Source organism: Sulfitobacter sp. HI0027 (assembly GCF_001634775.1).
Lineage (GTDB): Bacteria > Pseudomonadota > Alphaproteobacteria > Rhodobacterales > Rhodobacteraceae > Sulfitobacter.
In genome coordinates, this window is the sequence record NZ_LWER01000172.1 from 21,813 (window position 1) to 39,329 (window position 17,517).

General features: G+C 58.5%; 20 protein-coding genes. 12 read left to right on the forward strand and 8 right to left on the reverse strand.

Translation table 11 applies throughout. From position 1 onward, the window contains the following. Positions 1-26: 26 nt before the first annotated feature. Positions 27-347, forward strand: a complete 321-nt coding sequence (gene trxA, locus A3722_RS10855) for a thioredoxin (protein WP_067623718.1) — start codon at positions 27-29, stop codon at positions 345-347. An 80-nt stretch (positions 348-427) separates the two neighbouring features. Here the strand turns inward: trxA and A3722_RS10860 are convergent, their stop codons facing one another. Next, positions 428-1,330, reverse strand: a complete 903-nt coding sequence (locus A3722_RS10860) for a hypothetical protein (RefSeq protein WP_067623715.1) — start codon at positions 1,328-1,330, stop codon at positions 428-430. Positions 1,331-1,430: 100 nt separating this feature from the next. On the opposite strand from A3722_RS10860, the gene hslV reads away from it, so the two are divergent. Genes hslV through A3722_RS10875 form a run of 3 tightly spaced genes read left to right on the forward strand, consistent with a single transcriptional unit; the run spans position 1,431 to position 4,545 of the window. Then, the gene (hslV, locus tag A3722_RS10865) at positions 1,431-1,991 is read left to right on the forward strand and encodes an ATP-dependent protease subunit HslV (protein ID WP_067623712.1); all 561 of its coding nucleotides are present in this window, start codon (positions 1,431-1,433) and stop codon (positions 1,989-1,991) included. Then, positions 1,988-3,289, forward strand: a complete 1,302-nt coding sequence (gene hslU / locus A3722_RS10870; RefSeq protein WP_067623710.1) for an ATP-dependent protease ATPase subunit HslU — start codon at positions 1,988-1,990, stop codon at positions 3,287-3,289. Before hslV ends, hslU begins: the two co-directional genes overlap by 4 nt. A gap of 38 nt (positions 3,290-3,327) precedes the next feature. Next, positions 3,328-4,545, forward strand: a complete 1,218-nt coding sequence (locus tag A3722_RS10875; RefSeq protein WP_067623707.1) for an MFS transporter — start codon at positions 3,328-3,330, stop codon at positions 4,543-4,545. Here A3722_RS10875 and A3722_RS10880 read toward each other — a convergent pair. From A3722_RS10880 to A3722_RS10890, 3 genes are read right to left on the reverse strand one after another with little or no spacing between them, the layout of a single operon-like run. Continuing rightward, on the reverse strand, positions 4,542-5,126 hold the full coding sequence (locus A3722_RS10880) for a Smr/MutS family protein (protein WP_067623704.1): 585 nt from the start codon (positions 5,124-5,126) through the stop codon (positions 4,542-4,544). The two genes, A3722_RS10875 and A3722_RS10880, sit on opposite strands and share 4 nt — an antisense overlap. Next, entirely contained in the window at positions 5,123-6,115 is a 993-nt protein-coding gene (gene mltA, locus A3722_RS10885; protein ID WP_067623727.1) for a murein transglycosylase A, read from the reverse strand. The genes A3722_RS10880 and mltA overlap by 4 nt, the downstream gene beginning before the upstream one ends. 41 nt (positions 6,116-6,156) lie before the next feature. Next, positions 6,157-6,816, reverse strand: coding sequence for a Tim44/TimA family putative adaptor protein (locus tag A3722_RS10890; RefSeq protein WP_067623701.1), 660 nt, complete (start codon positions 6,814-6,816; stop codon positions 6,157-6,159). A 104-nt stretch (positions 6,817-6,920) separates the two neighbouring features. On the opposite strand from A3722_RS10890, the gene A3722_RS10895 reads away from it, so the two are divergent. Together A3722_RS10895 and secB are read left to right on the forward strand one after the other, a co-directional pair. Next, the gene (locus A3722_RS10895; protein ID WP_067623697.1) at positions 6,921-7,424 is read left to right on the forward strand and encodes an FxsA family protein; all 504 of its coding nucleotides are present in this window, start codon (positions 6,921-6,923) and stop codon (positions 7,422-7,424) included. A 65-nt stretch (positions 7,425-7,489) separates the two neighbouring features. Beyond that, entirely contained in the window at positions 7,490-7,972 is a 483-nt protein-coding gene (gene secB / locus A3722_RS10900) for a protein-export chaperone SecB (RefSeq protein WP_067623694.1), read from the forward strand. Positions 7,973-7,975: 3 nt separating this feature from the next. Here the strand turns inward: secB and dnaQ are convergent, their stop codons facing one another. The 4 genes from dnaQ to A3722_RS10920 are packed head-to-tail and all read right to left on the reverse strand — an operon-like array spanning position 7,976 to position 10,677. Further along, positions 7,976-8,665 (reverse strand): DNA polymerase III subunit epsilon, encoded by a 690-nt coding sequence (gene dnaQ, locus A3722_RS10905; protein ID WP_067623692.1) that lies wholly within the window; start codon positions 8,663-8,665, stop codon positions 7,976-7,978. Next, complete coding sequence (gene coaE / locus A3722_RS10910) at positions 8,658-9,248, reverse strand: dephospho-CoA kinase (RefSeq protein ID WP_067623689.1); 591 nt, start codon at positions 9,246-9,248, stop codon at positions 8,658-8,660. Before coaE ends, dnaQ begins: the two co-directional genes overlap by 8 nt. Next, positions 9,248-10,081, reverse strand: coding sequence for a shikimate dehydrogenase (locus A3722_RS10915; protein WP_067623686.1), 834 nt, complete (start codon positions 10,079-10,081; stop codon positions 9,248-9,250). The genes coaE and A3722_RS10915 overlap by 1 nt, the downstream gene beginning before the upstream one ends. Beyond that, positions 10,078-10,677, reverse strand: a complete 600-nt coding sequence (locus A3722_RS10920; RefSeq protein ID WP_067623683.1) for a Maf family protein — start codon at positions 10,675-10,677, stop codon at positions 10,078-10,080. The genes A3722_RS10915 and A3722_RS10920 overlap by 4 nt, the downstream gene beginning before the upstream one ends. 406 nt (positions 10,678-11,083) lie before the next feature. Here A3722_RS10920 and A3722_RS10925 point away from each other — a divergent pair, with 406 nt between their 5' ends. The 6 genes from A3722_RS10925 to A3722_RS10950 all read left to right on the forward strand — a co-directional run bounded on the left by A3722_RS10925 (position 11,084) and on the right by A3722_RS10950 (position 17,516). After that, complete coding sequence (locus tag A3722_RS10925; RefSeq protein ID WP_067623681.1) at positions 11,084-11,533, forward strand: CopD family protein; 450 nt, start codon at positions 11,084-11,086, stop codon at positions 11,531-11,533. 124 nt (positions 11,534-11,657) lie between these two features. After that, positions 11,658-12,929, forward strand: coding sequence for a transcription termination factor Rho (rho, locus tag A3722_RS10930; RefSeq protein ID WP_067267859.1), 1,272 nt, complete (start codon positions 11,658-11,660; stop codon positions 12,927-12,929). Between the two features lie 32 nt (positions 12,930-12,961). Next, on the forward strand, positions 12,962-14,248 hold the full coding sequence (gene mnmE / locus A3722_RS10935) for a tRNA uridine-5-carboxymethylaminomethyl(34) synthesis GTPase MnmE (protein WP_067630787.1): 1,287 nt from the start codon (positions 12,962-12,964) through the stop codon (positions 14,246-14,248). 13 nt (positions 14,249-14,261) lie between these two features. Next, positions 14,262-16,124 carry a tRNA uridine-5-carboxymethylaminomethyl(34) synthesis enzyme MnmG gene (mnmG, locus tag A3722_RS10940; protein WP_067630829.1) on the forward strand — a complete coding sequence of 621 codons (1,863 nt, stop codon included), beginning with the start codon at positions 14,262-14,264 and terminating at the stop codon, positions 16,122-16,124. Beyond that, positions 16,121-16,726, forward strand: coding sequence for a 16S rRNA (guanine(527)-N(7))-methyltransferase RsmG (gene rsmG, locus A3722_RS10945; RefSeq protein ID WP_067630791.1), 606 nt, complete (start codon positions 16,121-16,123; stop codon positions 16,724-16,726). Before mnmG ends, rsmG begins: the two co-directional genes overlap by 4 nt. After that, on the forward strand, positions 16,719-17,516 hold the full coding sequence (locus A3722_RS10950; RefSeq protein WP_067630794.1) for a ParA family protein: 798 nt from the start codon (positions 16,719-16,721) through the stop codon (positions 17,514-17,516). The genes rsmG and A3722_RS10950 overlap by 8 nt, the downstream gene beginning before the upstream one ends. Position 17,517 lies beyond the last annotated feature (1 nt).

Sequence of the window (17,517 nt, forward strand, 5' to 3'; positions counted from 1 at the left end):
CAACCCATTCCTGTCAGGAGAGCATCATGGCAACCGTCGCAGTCACCGACGACACTTTCGACTCCGAAGTCAAAAATTCGGACATTCCGGTTCTGGTCGATTTCTGGGCCGAATGGTGCGGCCCGTGCAAACAGATCGGCCCTTCGCTGGAGGAGCTGTCGGATGAGATGAACGGTCGCGTGAAGATTGTCAAAGTCAACGTCGACGAAAACCCGAACTCGCCCGCTCAGGTCGGCGTGCGTGGTATTCCGGCGCTGTTCATCTTTAAAGACGGGCAGGTCGTGTCCAACCTTGCTGGCGCACGCCCCAAGGCGGCCCTGCAAAGCTGGATCGAAGAATCCATCTAAGGTCAGTACCTTACCAGATTTGAGTTACGAAAACGGGCGTCCTTCGGGGCGCCCTTTTCATTTGCGGTCACAAGAGCCAGTCAAAGGGGCCAGCCAAAGCGTTTGAACCGGGCAACGATCTTTTCTTCGGCCTCGGCGCGGCCTGCGTTGATGCAATGCTCTTGCCAGAACCACCGGATATAAGCGGCGAAATCCGGGGCTGTCTGCCCCACGGTGGCAAAGCTGTGGCTGAGATCCGCAAGATCCGCCCGCACGCCGATATGGTGGAAATCGATCTGGCCAAAGAACAACGCCGGTTTGCCAAAGAAGTAACCAGAGAAGGCGGCTGCTGAATTCTGCGTCACGACGAATGCACAGCTTTGCAAATGCCGCACCATCTCACCCATCGTCAGTGTCAATTTTGGATGGCGCGCAGCGAGCGCTTCAAGCGCGGTTTGCTCCTCGGGGCTATAGAACTCTTTCGGGTGCAAGGCCGCGACGACGGGGCCGGTGCTATGATCAAGAGTGAGGGTCAGCATTTCAAGTGGGCTGCAAGATTGAAAAGACCGCCGCTGCAACAAGCGGCCCTGTAGCGGCACGTAGATCGGCCCATCGCGGTTGGACTGTTGCGGCGCATCTCCGAACAGGCGCTTTTGCCAGAAACTGTAGAAGCGTTGCGCCTGCTTTGGATCGACACCGCTTGGATCAAACTCGGCCACGGCGACATCCCAAAGCCACCGTTCAGGGCGCGCTTCGATCTGCCAAAAGGGGTAGTAGTAGCAGCGCCGAAAGACCAAACCGCGGGACGTTGGGGCAGGGGCCATATGGCTTAATGAAAGCGCATCAGCCGCGCGGGCGGGCGCGCCGATATCTCGATATGTGACCCTAAGTTGGGCATTTTCGAGGACACGCGCGAGTTTTCCCATGAAGTTATGCGTCCCGGCTTCGGCGCTCTGCCGTAGCGGGGGTTCAAGGTAGATATCAACTTGGGCTTGATCCTGCATCGCCAGAGGCTAGCCCGTCGCCCGACCGCTCACAAGCGGCGCTGCCCTTGTCCTGCCCTGCCACGGGGGCCATATAGAGCGCCAAGCGACAGGAGGCCCCATGGCACAGAACGACGATTTCCCCGGTTGGCACGGGACCACGATCATTGGCGTCAAAAAAGGCGGCGAAGTGGTAATTGCCGGTGACGGACAGGTCAGCCTTGGCCAGACCGTGATCAAAGGCACCGCGCGCAAAGTGCGCAAGCTCAGCCCCGGCGGCTATGATGTTGTGGCGGGGTTTGCGGGCTCCACGGCAGATGCCTTTACCCTGCTGGAACGGTTGGAGGCCAAGCTCGAAGCGACACCGGGGCAATTGGCCCGCGCGAGTGTCGAATTGGCCAAGGACTGGCGCACCGACAAATACCTGCAAAAACTCGAAGCGATGCTGATCGTGACCGACGGGAAAGACCTGCTGGTCATCACCGGCGCCGGCGATGTGCTGGAGCCCGAACATGAGGTCGCGGCCATCGGGTCGGGCGGGAACTATGCCCTCGCCGCTGCGCGCGGCATGATGGACAGCGACCGCGACGCCGAAACCATTGCCCGTGATGCCATGGCGATCGCCGCCGACATCTGCGTCTACACCAACGGCAAACTCACCGTGGAGAAAATCACCGCATGACCGACCTGACCCCCCGCGAGATCGTATCCGAACTGGACCGCTATATCATCGGCCAGAATGACGCCAAACGCGCCGTTGCCGTGGCCCTGCGCAACCGCTGGCGCCGCAAACAGCTAAGCGATGACCTGCGCGACGAAGTCTACCCCAAGAACATCTTGATGATCGGCCCCACCGGCGTCGGCAAGACCGAGATCAGCCGCCGTTTGGCCAAGTTGGCCCGTGCACCATTTATCAAGATCGAAGCGACGAAATTCACCGAAGTGGGCTATGTCGGCCGCGACGTGGAGCAGATCATCCGAGATCTTGTGGACAGCGCCATCGCCATGACCCGCGATTTCATGCGTGAAGACGTGAAAACCAAGGCCGAGCAGGCCGCCGAAGAGCGCGTGATCGACGCCATCGCCGGCACCGACGCCCGCGACGGCACCCGCGAGATGTTCCGCAAGAAGCTCCGCAGTGGTGAGTTGGACGACACGATGATCGAGCTTGAGGTCTCCGATACCTCCAGCCCCTTCCCAATGATGGACATTCCCGGCCAACAGGGCATGGGGATGATGAACCTTGGCGATATGTTTGGCAAAGCCATGGGGGGCCGCACCACCAAAAAACGCATGGCCGTGGCCGATAGCTATGAGGTGCTGGTCGGCGAAGAAGCCGACAAATTGCTGGACGATGAAGCCGTGAACCGCGCCGCCATCGAGGCTGTCGAGCAGAACGGCATCGTCTTTTTGGATGAAATCGACAAGGTCTGCGCCCGTTCCGATGCGCGGGGCGGTGATGTTTCACGTGAAGGGGTGCAGCGCGATCTGCTGCCGCTGATCGAAGGCACCGTGGTGTCGACGAAATACGGCACGGTTAAGACCGATCATATCCTCTTTATCGCCTCCGGTGCCTTCCACATCGCCAAGCCGTCGGACCTGTTGCCCGAGCTTCAGGGCCGTCTGCCGATCCGCGTCGAACTGCGGGCGCTGACCGAGGGTGATTTCGTTCGCATCCTGACCGAGACCGACAATGCGCTGACGCGGCAATACACCGCCCTGATGGGGACCGAAGATCTGACCGTCACCTTCACCGAAGAGGGCATCGCGGCGCTGGCCAAGATCGCGGCGGATGTGAACACCTCGGTCGAGAACATTGGCGCGCGGCGGCTTTATACGGTGATGGAACGGGTGTTCGAGGAGGTCTCCTTTGATGCGCCCGACCGGTCGGGGCAAGAGATCACGGTTAATGCCGACTTTGTCGAAAAGAACTTGGGCGAACTGACCCGCTCCACCGATCTAAGCCGCTACGTTCTTTAGGGCTTTCCTTTCCTCCATGCCCCGGCGATGAAAGGGGCATGGAATACCTCTCATTTTTGCGGCGCAACTGGCTGTTTCTGCTGGCCGGTTTCCTGCTGACATTCACCTCGTCCTACGGGCAAACCTATTTCATCTCGCTCTTTGCCGGGGCGGTGAAGGGCGATTTTGGCCTGAGTGATGGGCAATGGGGCGGCATCTATACCGTCGGCACGACGTTGTCGGCCATCACCATGGTCTGGGCCGGGGTGCTGACGGATCGTTTTCGCGTGCGGGTGCTGGCCTTTGGCGTGATGGTGGCGCTTGCCGGGGCCTGTTTGGCGATGGCGGCAGTGCCTAATTGGATCGCGCTGATCTTCGTTATCTATGCCTTGCGGCTAACCGGGCAGGGCATGATGTCTCAGCTTGGGCAGGTCGCCATGGTCCGCTGGTTCGAGGCATCACGTGGCAAGGCGCTTTCGCTGTCGTCGATGGGGTTCGCCGCTGGTCAGGCGTTCTTGCCGGTGATCTTCGTGGCCCTGTTCGCCAGCTTTCATTGGCGCAGCCTTTGGGTGCTGGCCGCGGTGCTGGTGCTGCTGACGATCCCGGTGATCCTGATCCTGCTGCGGCAAGAGCGCACCCCGCAAAGCATGGCGGATCAGGCGCAGCGCGCGGGCATGAAGGGGCGGCATTGGACGCGGGCAGAGATGTTCCGTTCGGGCCTGTTTTGGATGATCATCCCTCTCGCCATCGGACCTGCGGCATGGGGCACCGCGCTGTTTTTCCAGCAGGTTCACCTGACCGAAGTGAAAGGCTGGGCCTTGGTCGAATTCGTGGCGCTTATGCCGGTCTACACGCTTTCGGCGGTGGCCTCGACCTTCCTTTCAGGCTGGGCGATTGACCGGTTTGGCGTCAGCCGCGTGGTGCCGGTGATGATGCTGCCCTTTGCCCTTTCATTCGCGGTGCTGGCCTATGCCGATACGCTGTGGATGGCGGGGATCGGCTTGGTGATTTTCGGCTTCGGGCAGGGCATGCAATCCACCGCACCGGCGGCGTTCTGGGCCGAGTACTTCGGCACCCGCCATGTGGGGTCGATCAAAGCAGTAGCCGCGGCGCTGATGGTCTTTGGCTCGGCCATCGGGCCGGGGGTGACGGGTCTGTTCATCGACTTGGGCGTCGATTTCCCGGAGCAGATGTTGCCGATCGCAGTTTACTATCTGGTGGCGGCTGGTTTGGCCGCATGGGCGATCAGACGCTACAGGCCGCTGCTGCGCGGCTAACGGTTGCGCCGGAGATAGACGTAATAGGCTCCGCCGCCGCCGTGGCTGACATGGGCCTGCGCAATCTGAAGCACAAGGCCGTTGAGCGGCGGCATCGACAGCCATTGCGGCACCTGATGGCGCAAAACACCATCGCGCACAGGGATCGGGCCACCATCGTCGCGGCGCTTGCCCTTGCCGGTGATGACCAGCACCAACCGCTTGCCCCGCGCATGGGCATCCATGATGAAGCCGTTCAGCGCCGGATGCGCGCGGTCAAGCGTCATGCCATGAAGATCAATCCGGCCTTCGGGGCGCAGTTTGCCGCGTTTCAGCTTGCCGAAGGCTTTGTGATCCATCTGAACCGGGGCGGCTTTCATCTGTTCTGACAATGTCGGGCGCAGGTCGTTGCTGCGCGTCTTCATGGTCGGCTGAGGCTTGTTGCCTTGGAGCGCGATTTTGGCCCGGCGGACCTGCGGCGGGGCAGGGGCGGGCGCGTCGATCTCTTGCGTGAAAAGCTTGTTCAGCTCCAGCTTCTCTGTCCGCTCCGTGACCCTACGCCAAAGCGCGAGGTCGTCTTCGTTTAAGCGCCGACGTCTCATATCGCGCTCTCCGGTAGGAAAGCATAGGCGCGTTGGATCGGCATCAAAACCATCATCCGCCCCGCGTCGCGCAAGCGGCCTGCCTCGCGGCCCGCTTTGTCGCCGGTGCCAAAGAACACATCCGCACGCTGCGCGCCCTTGATGGCCGAGCCCGTATCCTGCGCGACCATCAAGCGCCGCATGGGTTTCTTGCCGTCTTTTTCGATCCAAACCGGCGCGCCAAGCGGCACATGCGACGGGTCCACCGCGATGCTGCGCAGCGTGGTGATGGAACGGTTCATCGCCCCAAGCGGCCCCTTGTCGGCAGGCACCCGGCTGACCTCTCGAAAGAAAACATAAGATGGATTGTGATAGAGCAATTCGCGGCCATCTTCAGGGTTGCGGCGCACCCAATTCTTGATGACATCGGCGCTAACCTGATGCGCCTCATAGACCCCGCGCCGCACCAGTTCGACCCCGACAGAGCGGTAATCATGGCCATTCGCCCCGCGGTAGCCCACGCGCAGGTAGCTGCCATCGGGCAGGCGGATACGGCCAGAGCCTTGAATTTGCAAAAAGAAAAGCTCAACCGGGTCATCGACCCAAGCGATTTCCAATCCGCGGTCCCGCATCACGTCGCCATCTAGGATCTCACGTCTGGTGAGCCAGGGGCGGATCTCTTCGGCCTCGGGGGGCATGGCGTAGATGGGGTACTGAAACCGCGCAGAGGGGTAGAGATCGCCGTCCAACTCAGGCTCGAAGTACCCTGTGAACAGCCCATCTTTCCCGTCTTCCATCAACACGGGCCTGAAGAACAATTCGAAAAACTGCCGGGGGTCGGGGCCATCTTTGGCTAGCTTGCACAGCGCGCGCCAATCGACATCTTTCATGTCGCCGCAAGTGCTGGTGAACACCTCAAAGGCGGCGGCGTGGTCATCTTCGGCCCAGCCGTCAAGCTGGTCGAAATCCATCACCGTATAATGCACCTCTGCTACGGACGGCGTGTTCATCAACACACCGCCCAACAGCGCAAGTGCGCCGAGCGCACGCGCTACCCGTCTGTGGAAACCAACAGCCAATTCGGATCATCCGAGCCCATGACACGGGCGAAGACCCATGTATCTTTTTGGCGTTTGATTTCGTTGCTGCTGCCCTCGACAACCTCGCCTTCGCGGTTGCGAACTTCAGAGGTCAGCTCTCCTACGAAGCGAATGGTGAGTTCGGCTTCTTTCGTGGTCTCGTCCATCGTGGCGTTGACCAATTCCATTTCACGCACGCCGATAAAGTTGGCGTCGATCGTCAGACCTTGATCCTCGCGCGCCGCGACACCGTCAACAAAGCTTTCATAGACATCATCGGCCAGAAACGGCTGAATTTCTGCCAGATCGCCACGCTCGTAGCCCATGACGATCATCTCATAGGCACCGCGTGCGCCTTGCAGAAAATCGCTGACGCCGAACGAGGGCTCAACCCGTTTCATCTCGGCCAGTGCCTTGCCCGAGGAGCTGTCTTCGGGAACGTGGTCGGTGATATCGAGATCGGGGCCGCCTTCGATCACCTCAAACGCGGGGCCACTGCGGGCGCTTGGCGTTTGATCGGTTACTGGGGGCTTTTCAAAACCCTCGCGTGTGCCAAGCACGTTTTTCAGCCGCAGGATCAGGAATACGGCGATACCGGCAAGCACCAGAAGCTGTATCAGGGGAGAATTCATCGAAACCTCATTCAGGGGTGGCATGGAAACATGCGAGTTAAGCTCTTATGTAGGTGTTCGACCGGGGCAAGTCCACTCTGCCCCCAGCGAAAGGACCCCGCCACATGTGGCTATTGATCGCATTTATCGCCGTGCCTCTGATCGAGATCACGCTTTTCATCCAAGTCGGTGGCGCCATCGGCCTTGGCTGGACGCTGGCCGTGGTGGTGCTGACCGCCGTTCTGGGCACATGGTTGGTGCGCTCTCAAGGGGCGCTGGCACTTGGTCAATTGCGCAGTTCCTTCAATGACCTGCGCGACCCGACAGAGCCTTTGGTGCATGGCGCGATGATCCTGTTTTCCGGCGCGCTGCTGCTGACACCGGGTTTTTTCACCGATGCTGTCGGCTTTGCTTTCCTGATCCCGCGCTTCCGGCAAGCGGCCTACAGCGCGATCCGCGACCGGGTGAAGGTCCAAAGCTTTGGCACCCCGGGCGGCATGGGCCCGCGCCCCGGCCCACAGGGCAGACGCGACCCGCGCGGTCGCGGTGACGTGATCGATGGCGATTTTCATGAGATCCCCGAACAGCCGCGCCAGACCAAGGGCCCCTCGGGCTGGACTAAGGATTGAGCGGCCCGTGCCGACCTGCTAAGTCCGGATAGATTTAATAAATTCACCACAACAGGACACAGAAAATGGCAGAAAACGAAACAGCGCAACCGAAACAGCCGCAGATGCGCGTGCTGGGCCAGTTCATCCGCGACATGTCGTTTGAGAACATCATGGCGCAAAAGGGCGCCCCTGCAGATGTGCAGCCCGATGTGCAGGTTCAGGTCAACCTCGACGCGAAAAAGCGTGGTGGGGAGAACCAGTATGAGACCGCGATCAAGCTGAACATCACCTCGAAAGCGAAAGACGGCGACGCGACGCTCTTCGTGCTGGAAATCGACTATGTCGGTATTTTCCAAGTCGAAAGCGTGCCTGAAGAGCAGATGCACCCCTATCTGCTGATCGAATGCCCGCGGATGATCTTCCCCTTCCTGCGCCGCATCGTCAGCGACGTGACCCGCGATGGTGGCTTCCCGCCGCTGAACCTTGAGAACATCGACTTCCTGTCGCTCTACCGCAACGAAGTTGCCCGCCGTCAGGCCGAGACCCCGCCAAAAGCCGACGCCTAAGCGTCAGCCAAGCTGTTTCCACAGTGCGTCGTCGCCCAGCTTGCCGACAAATTCGGCATGGGCGGCGGCTTCGGCCTCTGTCAGACGCGAGGGCAGAGGATTGGGCCGCGGTTTCGGGGTCCAGCGCGTGTCAGGCTCACCGGATTTCCGTTCGGGCGCCGATGACAGCGCAAAGTCGGGCTGCCGCCCCCCGATCAATTCCAGATAGACTTCGGCCAGAATCTCACTGTCGAGCAAAGCGCCGTGCAGCGTCCGCGAGGTATTGTCGATCCCAAAGCGGCGGCAGAGCGCGTCGAGCGAGGCGGGCGAGCCGGGGAAGCGTTTCCTCGCAATTTCAAGCGTATCAAGCGCTTGTTCCCATGGGATTTGAGGCAGACCCATCCAGCGCAGCTCGGCGTTCAGGAATTTAATGTCGAAGGCAGCGTTGTGAATGATCAGCTTGGACGTGCCAATAAAGTCGAGGAATGACTTGCCGATCTGCGCAAACTTGGGCTTGTCGCGCAGGAAATCATCGCCCAGCCCGTGCACCTGAAACGCCTCTTCGGGCATGGAGCGTTCAGGGTTGATATATTGGTGATAGGTCTCGCCCGTGGCCATGTGGTTCATCAGCTCAACCGCGCCAATTTCGACGATGCGGTCGCCGCTTTCGGGATCAAAGCCGGTGGTTTCGGTATCGAGCACGATTTCACGCATGACGTAGCTTTTCCCTAATGTGGCGGATCACATCCCGCACCTGCGCGCGGGCATGGTCGGGCGTATCCGTCACTATCACATAGTCTGAACGGGCGCACTTCTCTTTGGCGGGCATCTGCTTGGCACGGATGGCATCGAATTGCGCCTCGGTCATGGTGCCACGGGCAAGCACGCGGTCGCGTTGGACGGAGTCGGGGATGGTGACGCAGACCACCGCGTCCATCGCAGCGTCGCCGCCAGTTTCAAACAGCAACGGAATGTCGAGGACGGCAATGTCACTGGTGGCACTAGCAAGGAACGCTGCGCGATCTTGCGCGACAAGCGGATGGACGACGGACTCGATCCGGGGCAGGGCGGTTGGATCAGCGGCGATGATCTCTTTCAATGCGGCGCGAGAAACCGCGCCAGCCTCTATCGCCGTCGGAAACGCCGCCTGCATGGGCGCGACCGCCGCGCCCCCCTTTGCATAAAGCCGGTGCACCGCTGCATCGGCATCCCACACGGCGCAGCCTTCCTCGGCAAACATCTTTGTCGTAGTCGATTTGCCCATGCCGATCGACCCGGTCAGCCCGAGGTGAAACATCAGCGCAGCACCGCCGTGCGCGTGGCGCGGTCAACCTCTGGCCGCTGGCCGAACCAACGCTCAAACGCGGGCACCGCCTGATGCAATAACATGCCAAGGCCGTCGACCGTGACACAGCCCATTTCCTCGGCCGTTTCCAGCAGATGTGTCCGCAGCGGCGTATAAACGAGGTCCGTCACTACGGTGCCGGGGCGCAGCCCATCAAGTGGCACACGCAAAGCACCCTTGCCGATCATGCCAAGCGATGTGGTGTTCACCACCAAGGCGGCATGATCAATCATATTGCCTGCCTGCATCCAATCGACGACTTTGACCCTGCTGCCAAAATCGCGCTGCAACTGCTCTGCCCGCACGCGGGTGCGGTTCGACAGGCAGATCTCAGGCACCCCAGCGTCCAAAAGCGACGAGACCACAGCGCGCGCCGCGCCGCCTGCACCCAAGATCGCCGCTGGTCCGGATTTTGGTTCCCAATCGGGCGCTCCGGCTTTGAGGTTTTCGATGAATCCATAGCCATCCGTATTATCCGCATGAATTTTGCCATCGGGACGAAAGATCAGCGTATTGGCGGCACCAATCAATGTGGCGCGGTCGGTGATCAGATCCGCAATTTTCATCACCGCTTCCTTATGGGGGATCGTCAGATTTACCCCGACGAAACCCATCTTGGGCAGTGTACGCAAAACCTCCTTCAGATCATCGGGCGCCACATCAAGTGGTACATAATGACCCGCGATGCCGTAGGTCTCTAGCCAATGGCGGTGCAGTTGCGGGGATTTGGAATGCGCGATGGGCGATCCGATCACACCGGCAAGGGGGATTTTGGACAGGCTCATGTCGTGAGGTCTCCGCGCAGCGTCAGGTAATTCAGCAGTTCAAGAAATGGCATACCGAGGACGTGAAAGTAATCCCCCTCAATCTGGCTGAACAGCCGCACACCTTCTTCTTCCAGCTTATAGCAGCCCACCGCGTAGCGGATGCTGTCCCAGTTCCGTTCGACGTAGTCCTTAATATAGGTGTCACTTGCATCACGCATCCGCAGCCGCACTTGGCCGACATGCCGCCACAGCGGTTCACCATCTTCGTAGAGCACGGCGGCAGAGAGCAGCGAATGCCGATCCCCGCGCAACTGGTAAAGCTGCGCGATGGCCTCATCCCGATCACGCGGCTTGTGCAACATCTCTCCGCGATGCTCCAAGACCTGATCGCAGCCCAATACCAGCGCGCCGGGGTGTTTTTCGCTCACCTTGCGGGCCTTCATCTCGGCCAATGTATCGGCAATGTCGCGCGGTTTCGCCGCCTCTGCACACAGGGCAGCGGTGATCATCTCTTCGTCGACCCGCGCCGGGATCACCTCATGCGGGATCGCAGCCTGCGCCAAGAGTTTCGCGCGGATCTCCGAGCCGGAGGCGAGGACGATTTTCTGCGGCATGTGGATAACCCTGTGATGATCTGGCGCAAATCTTGAGGATTTGTTCTGCGAGATAAAAGTTGACAGCACAAGCCCGCAGATCTCGCCCCGAGTCGCGGTTTTTGTCGCCGATTCCCACCCCGATGGATAGGGATAAGCCGCTTGTGCGTATAACCACGGCACTTCATCGGTTATCCCCGCTTTGATACATTTTGTCCCCCGGAAAATACGCTGGCAAGATCCTGAGAAAGTTCAACATTCGCGAATCGGGGCGGGTTTATCCACAGGTGGCGGTGAAGTTTGTTCACCTGTTGATAAGCGGCGGTATAAATCATTAATCCACAGGAATCCGGTTCCCTACAATCAACTACATCTTTTCTCTTTTCTTATTTATTAAGAAAGAAGCACGCACACCGGAGCCGTCCCCATGTTCGATCTTCTCAGCCTCGCTTATCCGTGGATCAAAGCGCTCCATATCGTGTCCGTCATCAGTTGGATGGCCGCGCTGTTCTATCTGCCGCGGCTCTTCGTGCATCATGTCGAACAGGCAGGCTCGGCAGGTCGGATGCATGAGACCTTCTCGATGATGGAATTTAAGCTCTCTCAGTTCATCATGCGCCCCGCGATGATGGCGACATGGGGTTTCGGCCTCGCCCTCGTTCTGACGCCCGGAATCGTGGATTGGACGATGATCTGGCCTTGGACCAAGGGTGCTAGCGTCGTCGCCATGACGATTTTCCACGTTTGGCTAAAAAAACAGGTCAAATCCGTCGAAAGCGGCGACAGCACGGTGACAGGCCATCAGTTCCGCCTTTTGAACGAGGTGCCGACGCTTTTGATGATCGTGATCGTCTTCTCGGTCGTTGTGAAATTCTGAAGCAATTGACTCAAGCAGCCCCGTTGCCTATATCTGCGCCACTGTCCCGTCCGGGGCGGTTTCTGCTTGCCACATTCAAATGATCGACCAGCCCGCATTCTGCTGCGGCTGAACAGGATGCTCCATGACAACCGAAACGCTGAACCTCGCTGATCTCAAGGCGCAGACGCCGAAAAACCTGCTCGCCATGGCCGAAGAGCTGGAGATCGAAAACGCCTCGACCATGCGCAAAGGCGAGATGATGTTCCAAATTCTCCGCGAACGCGCGGATGACGGTTGGGAGATCTCGGGCGACGGCGTGCTGGAAGTGTTGCAAGACGGATTCGGTTTTTTGCGCTCACCCGAAGCGAACTACCTGCCGGGCCCCGATGACATCTATGTCTCGCCCGACATGATCCGCAAATGGTCGCTGCGCACAGGGGACACCATTGAAGGGCTGATCAAAGCGCCTGACGACACCGAACGCTATTTCGCGCTGACCGAAGTGACCAAGATCAACTTCGAGGCGCCCGAGAAGGCCCGCCATAAGGTTGCTTTTGAAAACCTGACGCCGCTCTACCCTGACGAGCGCCTGACGATGGAGGTCGATGACCCCACTATCAAAGACCGCTCCGCGCGGATCATCGACCTCGTGTCGCCCATCGGTAAGGGTCAGCGTTCGCTGATCGTCGCCCCGCCGCGCACCGGTAAGACTGTGCTGTTGCAGAACATCGCCAATAGCATCGAAAAGAACCACCCAGAGTGCTATCTGATCGTCTTGCTGATCGACGAACGGCCCGAGGAAGTCACCGACATGCAGCGTTCGGTGAAGGGGGAGGTCGTATCCTCCACTTTCGATGAACCTGCAACGCGCCACGTGGCCGTGTCCGAGATGGTGATCGAGAAAGCCAAGCGTCTTGTCGAACACAAGCGCGACGTGGTGATCTTGCTCGATTCGATCACCCGTCTGGGCCGCGCGTTCAACACCGTGGTGCCATCTTCGGGTAAGGTTCTGACCGGTGGTGTCGACGCAAACGCCCTGCAGCGCCCAAAACGCTTCTTCGGTGCCGCACGGAACATTGAAGAGGGCGGATCGCTCACCATCATCGCGACCGCGCTGATCGACACCGGCAGCCGCATGGACGAAGTGATCTTTGAAGAGTTCAAAGGTACCGGCAACTCCGAAATCGTGCTGGACCGCAAGATCGCCGACAAGCGCGTCTTCCCGGCGATCGACATCCTCAAGTCCGGCACCCGGAAAGAGGATTTGCTGGTCGATAAAGTGGACCTGCAAAAGACCTTTGTCCTGCGCCGCATTCTCAACCCGATGGGGACCACCGACGCCATCGAGTTCCTGCTCGGCAAACTCAAGCAGACCAAGTCGAATTCTGACTTCTTCGACTCCATGAACACCTGAGTTATTTATAAATAACAATAGGTTAGTGAGATATGGACACGATATTCGCCCAAGCGTCAGCGCCGGGCCGTGCCGGAGTTGCGGTGATCCGCATTTCCGGCCCGCAGGCCTTTGCGATCGCAGAGAAGATCACCGGCCAACGCCCTGAGGGGCGCGAAAGCGTGCTGCGCAATCTTCGGGGCGCCGAGGGGGAGGTCATTGACCAAGCCTTGGTGCTCAGCTTTTCCGGGCCGAATTCCTTCACCGGCGAGGATGTTGTCGAGCTGCAAGTGCACGGATCGATCGCTGTGGTGCGCGCTATGCTCTCACTGCTCTCGACATTCCCGGAAACACGAATGGCTGAGGCAGGTGAATTCACCCGTCGCGCCCTAGAGAATGAAAAGCTGGACCTCGCACAGGTCGAAGGGCTGGCAGATCTCATCGAAGCCGAAACTGAGGCTCAAAGAAAGCAAGCTCTTCGCGTTCTCTCCGGGCACCTTGGCGCACGGGTCGAAGACTGGCGGAAAGACCTGATCCGTGCCGCAGCCCTGCTTGAAGCGACGATCGACTTCGCAGACGAAGAGGTGCCCGTCGATGTCACCCCAGAGGTCGATGCGCTGCTGACCAAAGTCGGGAAAGAGCTGGAGGCCGAATCGCGGGGCACCTATCTCGCAGAGCGCGTTCGGAATGGCTTCGAGGTAGCCATCATCGGCGCACCGAACGCCGGTAAATCGACCCTGCTAAATGCTCTCGCAGGACGTGACGCCGCGATTACTTCCGAAATTGCAGGCACGACCCGGGACGTTATCGAGGTGAGGATGGACCTCGGCGGCCTTCCAGTGACGCTGTTGGATACGGCGGGTCTGCGCGATAGCGATGATAAGATTGAGGCCATGGGAATCGAGCGGGCTGTCGAACGCGCGAAAGCCGCGGACTTGCGAGTCTTCCTTGCCGCCCCGGATGAGACTTTGATGATCGCTCCGGAGCCTGATGATATTGTGGTCCGACCAAAGGCGGATCTCACAGGTATCGGGGAAAGTGGGATATCTGGAAAAACCGGGCAGGGAGTCTCTGAGCTTATTTCTCGGGTCCAAACGACCCTCTCGACGAAGAGCGCCAGCATCGGACTCGCGACGCATGAGCGACATCGCGTCGCTCTGGAGCAAGCCGTCTCGTGTTTAGCTGAGGTAGATGTTATCCTGCAGCGTGGACCCGACTTTTATGATCTGGCCGCGGCGGAATTGCGATTCGCTATACGCGCGCTCGAAGCTTTAGTAGGCCGAATAGATGTCGAAAACTTGCTGGATGAAATCTTCACCAGCTTTTGCGTAGGTAAATGATGGAGTGTTTCACGTGAAACATTTTGATGTGATCGTGATCGGCGGCGGCCATGCGGGCGCGGAAGCGGCCCACGCTTCGGCGCGCCTAGGAGCTCATACCGCTCTCGTGACCATGGACCGGAACGGCATCGGTGTGATGTCATGCAATCCTGCGATTGGTGGGCTGGGTAAAGGGCACCTTGTCCGAGAGATTGACGCCATGGACGGCGTTATGGGTCGGGTCGCGGATAAAGCGGGTATTCAGTTCCGCCTGCTGAACCGTCGCAAAGGCCCCGCGGTTCAAGGCCCGCGTGCCCAGGCAGACCGCAAGATCTACCGTACCGAAATGCTCAAAGAAATCGAAGGCCAAGAGAACCTCGATATTGTCGAAGGCGAAGTCGTGGATTTCGCAATGGATGGTGACACTGTCGCTGGGGTGGTATTGGCCGACGGTGCTACTCTCCGAACTACCTCTGTGGTCCTAACCACTGGAACCTTTTTGCGTGGCGTCATTCATATCGGCGACGTCTCGCGTCAGGGCGGTCGGATGGGCGACAAAGCCTCCGTTCGTCTCGCTAAGCGGATCGACTCCTTCGGCCTTCCTATGGGACGGTTGAAGACAGGAACACCGCCGCGCCTGGACGGCCGAACCATTAACTGGGATATTTTGGAGAAACAGCCTGGCGACGAGGAGCCTGTCGTATTTTCCTTTCTTTCGACTACGGTATCCGCGCCGCAGGTCGCCTGCGGAATAACGCACACCAACGAGAAAACTCATCAGATCATTCGCGAGAACCTCGATAGGTCCGCCATGTATGGAGGGCATATCGATGGCGTGGGCCCGCGTTATTGCCCATCTATTGAAGACAAGGTGGTTCGATTTGCGGATAAAGACTCGCATCAGGTTTTCTTGGAGCCTGAGGGCGTAGACGACCATACTGTATACCCGAACGGAATTTCAACATCGTTGCCGGAAGACATACAAGAGGCCTACGTACGGAGTATGGTCGGGCTCGAAAATGCAGTAATCATACAGCCCGGCTATGCCATCGAATACGATTATATAGACCCGCGTGCTTTGTCTTCGACCCTCGCTGTGCGGACCGTGCCGGGCCTCTATTTGGCGGGTCAGATCAATGGTACCACAGGATATGAAGAGGCCGCTGCTCAGGGCCTCGTCGCTGGCTTGAACGCCGCGCTAACGTCACTGGGTAGGGACGCTGTAACCTTCGGGCGGGCAGAGAGCTATATCGGTGTCATGATTGATGACCTGACGACCCGTGGTGTGAGCGAGCCATATCGCATGTTTACGTCCCGGGCGGAGTTCCGTCTATCCTTACGCGCGGATAATGCGGACCAGCGCTTGACGCCCGTGGCAATGGAGATCGGCTGCGTATCGGAAGCTCGCTGTAAGACTTTCCAGCGTAAGCTGGCCTCTTTGAAGGCCATTAAACAGCAATTACTCTCTAAAGAATTTACCCCCAAAGAACTCTTGGAGGCCGGTATTGCCGTCAACCAAGATGGTTCTAAACGGAATGGCTTTCAAGTACTCGCATTCCCAGACGTTAAGTTCGAAGATCTATTGTCGCTCGATAGTAGCCTTGAGGAAGCCTCACAAGAGGTACGACGCCAGATCGAGCGCGATGCGCTTTACGCGACCTATATCTCTCGCCAGCAGAACGAGATCGATCTCCTTAAGAAGGACGAGGGCCTTCGGATACCAGCTGATTTCATGTTTGACGACCTTGCGGGGCTCTCTAATGAATTGAAATCGAAGATCGCGGCGGCCCGACCTGAAACGATGGCAAAGGCAGCCCGTATCGACGGGATGACGCCGGCTGCCCTAACTTTGATCCTCGCGCGGGTGAAAAGGCGATCGGGTAAGAGGTCCGCATGACGATAAAATACGACCTGAATGTTTCACGTGAAACATTTTCCAAGCTGGAAGCCTTCGCAGATTTGGTTCGAAAATGGAATCCGAAGATCAATTTAGTTTCCAAAAACAGCTTGGATGATCTCTGGCAGCGTCATATTCTCGATTCCGTACAGGTTTTTGAACTTGCAGAGGGCGAGGGCCATTGGGTTGATCTTGGCAGCGGCGGAGGGTTTCCGGGAATTGTGGTTGCGATTCTCAATCAAGAAGCGCAGGCCTTTCAAGTGACCATGGTCGAGAGTGATCAACGCAAATGCGCGTTTCTCCGTACCGCTATTCGTGAACTCGGCCTGACCGCATTAGTGAAAACCGAGAGGATTGAGCAGTTGGATGGCCTCAAAGCTGATATATTGTCGGCACGAGCCCTTGCAGATTTGACCCAGCTTTTGGACTTCACTGACCTTCATCTAAATCCTGACGGTACCGCGCTCTTTCCCAAGGGGCAGAATTGGCAAAGCGAAGACAGTGATGCTAAGAAAGTCTGGACCTACGCGCTCGAAGCCATAGAGAGCAAAACAAATCCAGCTGCCGCTATTTTGAAGATTAAGGATATTGCCCGTGTCTGACCTCTCTCGTCCGGCTGGACCGAAAATCGTTGCCATTGCGAACCAAAAGGGCGGCGTTGGTAAGACCACTACCACCATCAACCTCGCAGCAGCGCTTGCAGAGGCAGGCAAGCGAATCCTCGTTGTCGATCTTGACCCGCAGGGGAACGCCTCTACCGGGCTTGGGATCGAAGTAGAGGATCGAGAGTTCACGACCTATGACCTGTTGCTTGACGACAGCTTGCCGCAGGATGTCATTCAGCGCACTGAGACGGATGGATTGCTTATCGTTCCCGCGACGGTCGACCTTAGCTCTGCAGATATTGAGCTTTTCTCGAATGAGAAGAGGAGCTTCCTTCTTCATGATGCGCTGCGGCAACCAGCAATGGATCAGTTTGAGTTCGACTATATCCTGATCGACTGCCCTCCATCTCTCAACCTATTGACGGTAAACGCGATGATCGCGGCGCATTCTGTTCTGGTGCCGCTTCAGAGCGAGTTTTTCGCGCTGGAGGGTCTTTCACAGCTTATGCTTACGATCCGCGAAGTGCGGCAGAGCGGGAATAAAGAGCTGAGGATCGAGGGCGTGCTTCTTACGATGTATGATAGGCGGAATAACCTGTCGCAGCAGGTTGAGAGTGATGCGCGTTCGAACCTGGGAGATCTGGTGTTCCAGACCGTCATCCCGCGGAATGTTCGGGTAAGCGAAGCGCCAAGTTTCGCGATGCCCGTTTTGAGTTACGATCCTACTTCGAAAGGGGCCCAAGCCTACCGCGATTTGGCGGCAGAGCTAACGAGAAACAATGGTTAAT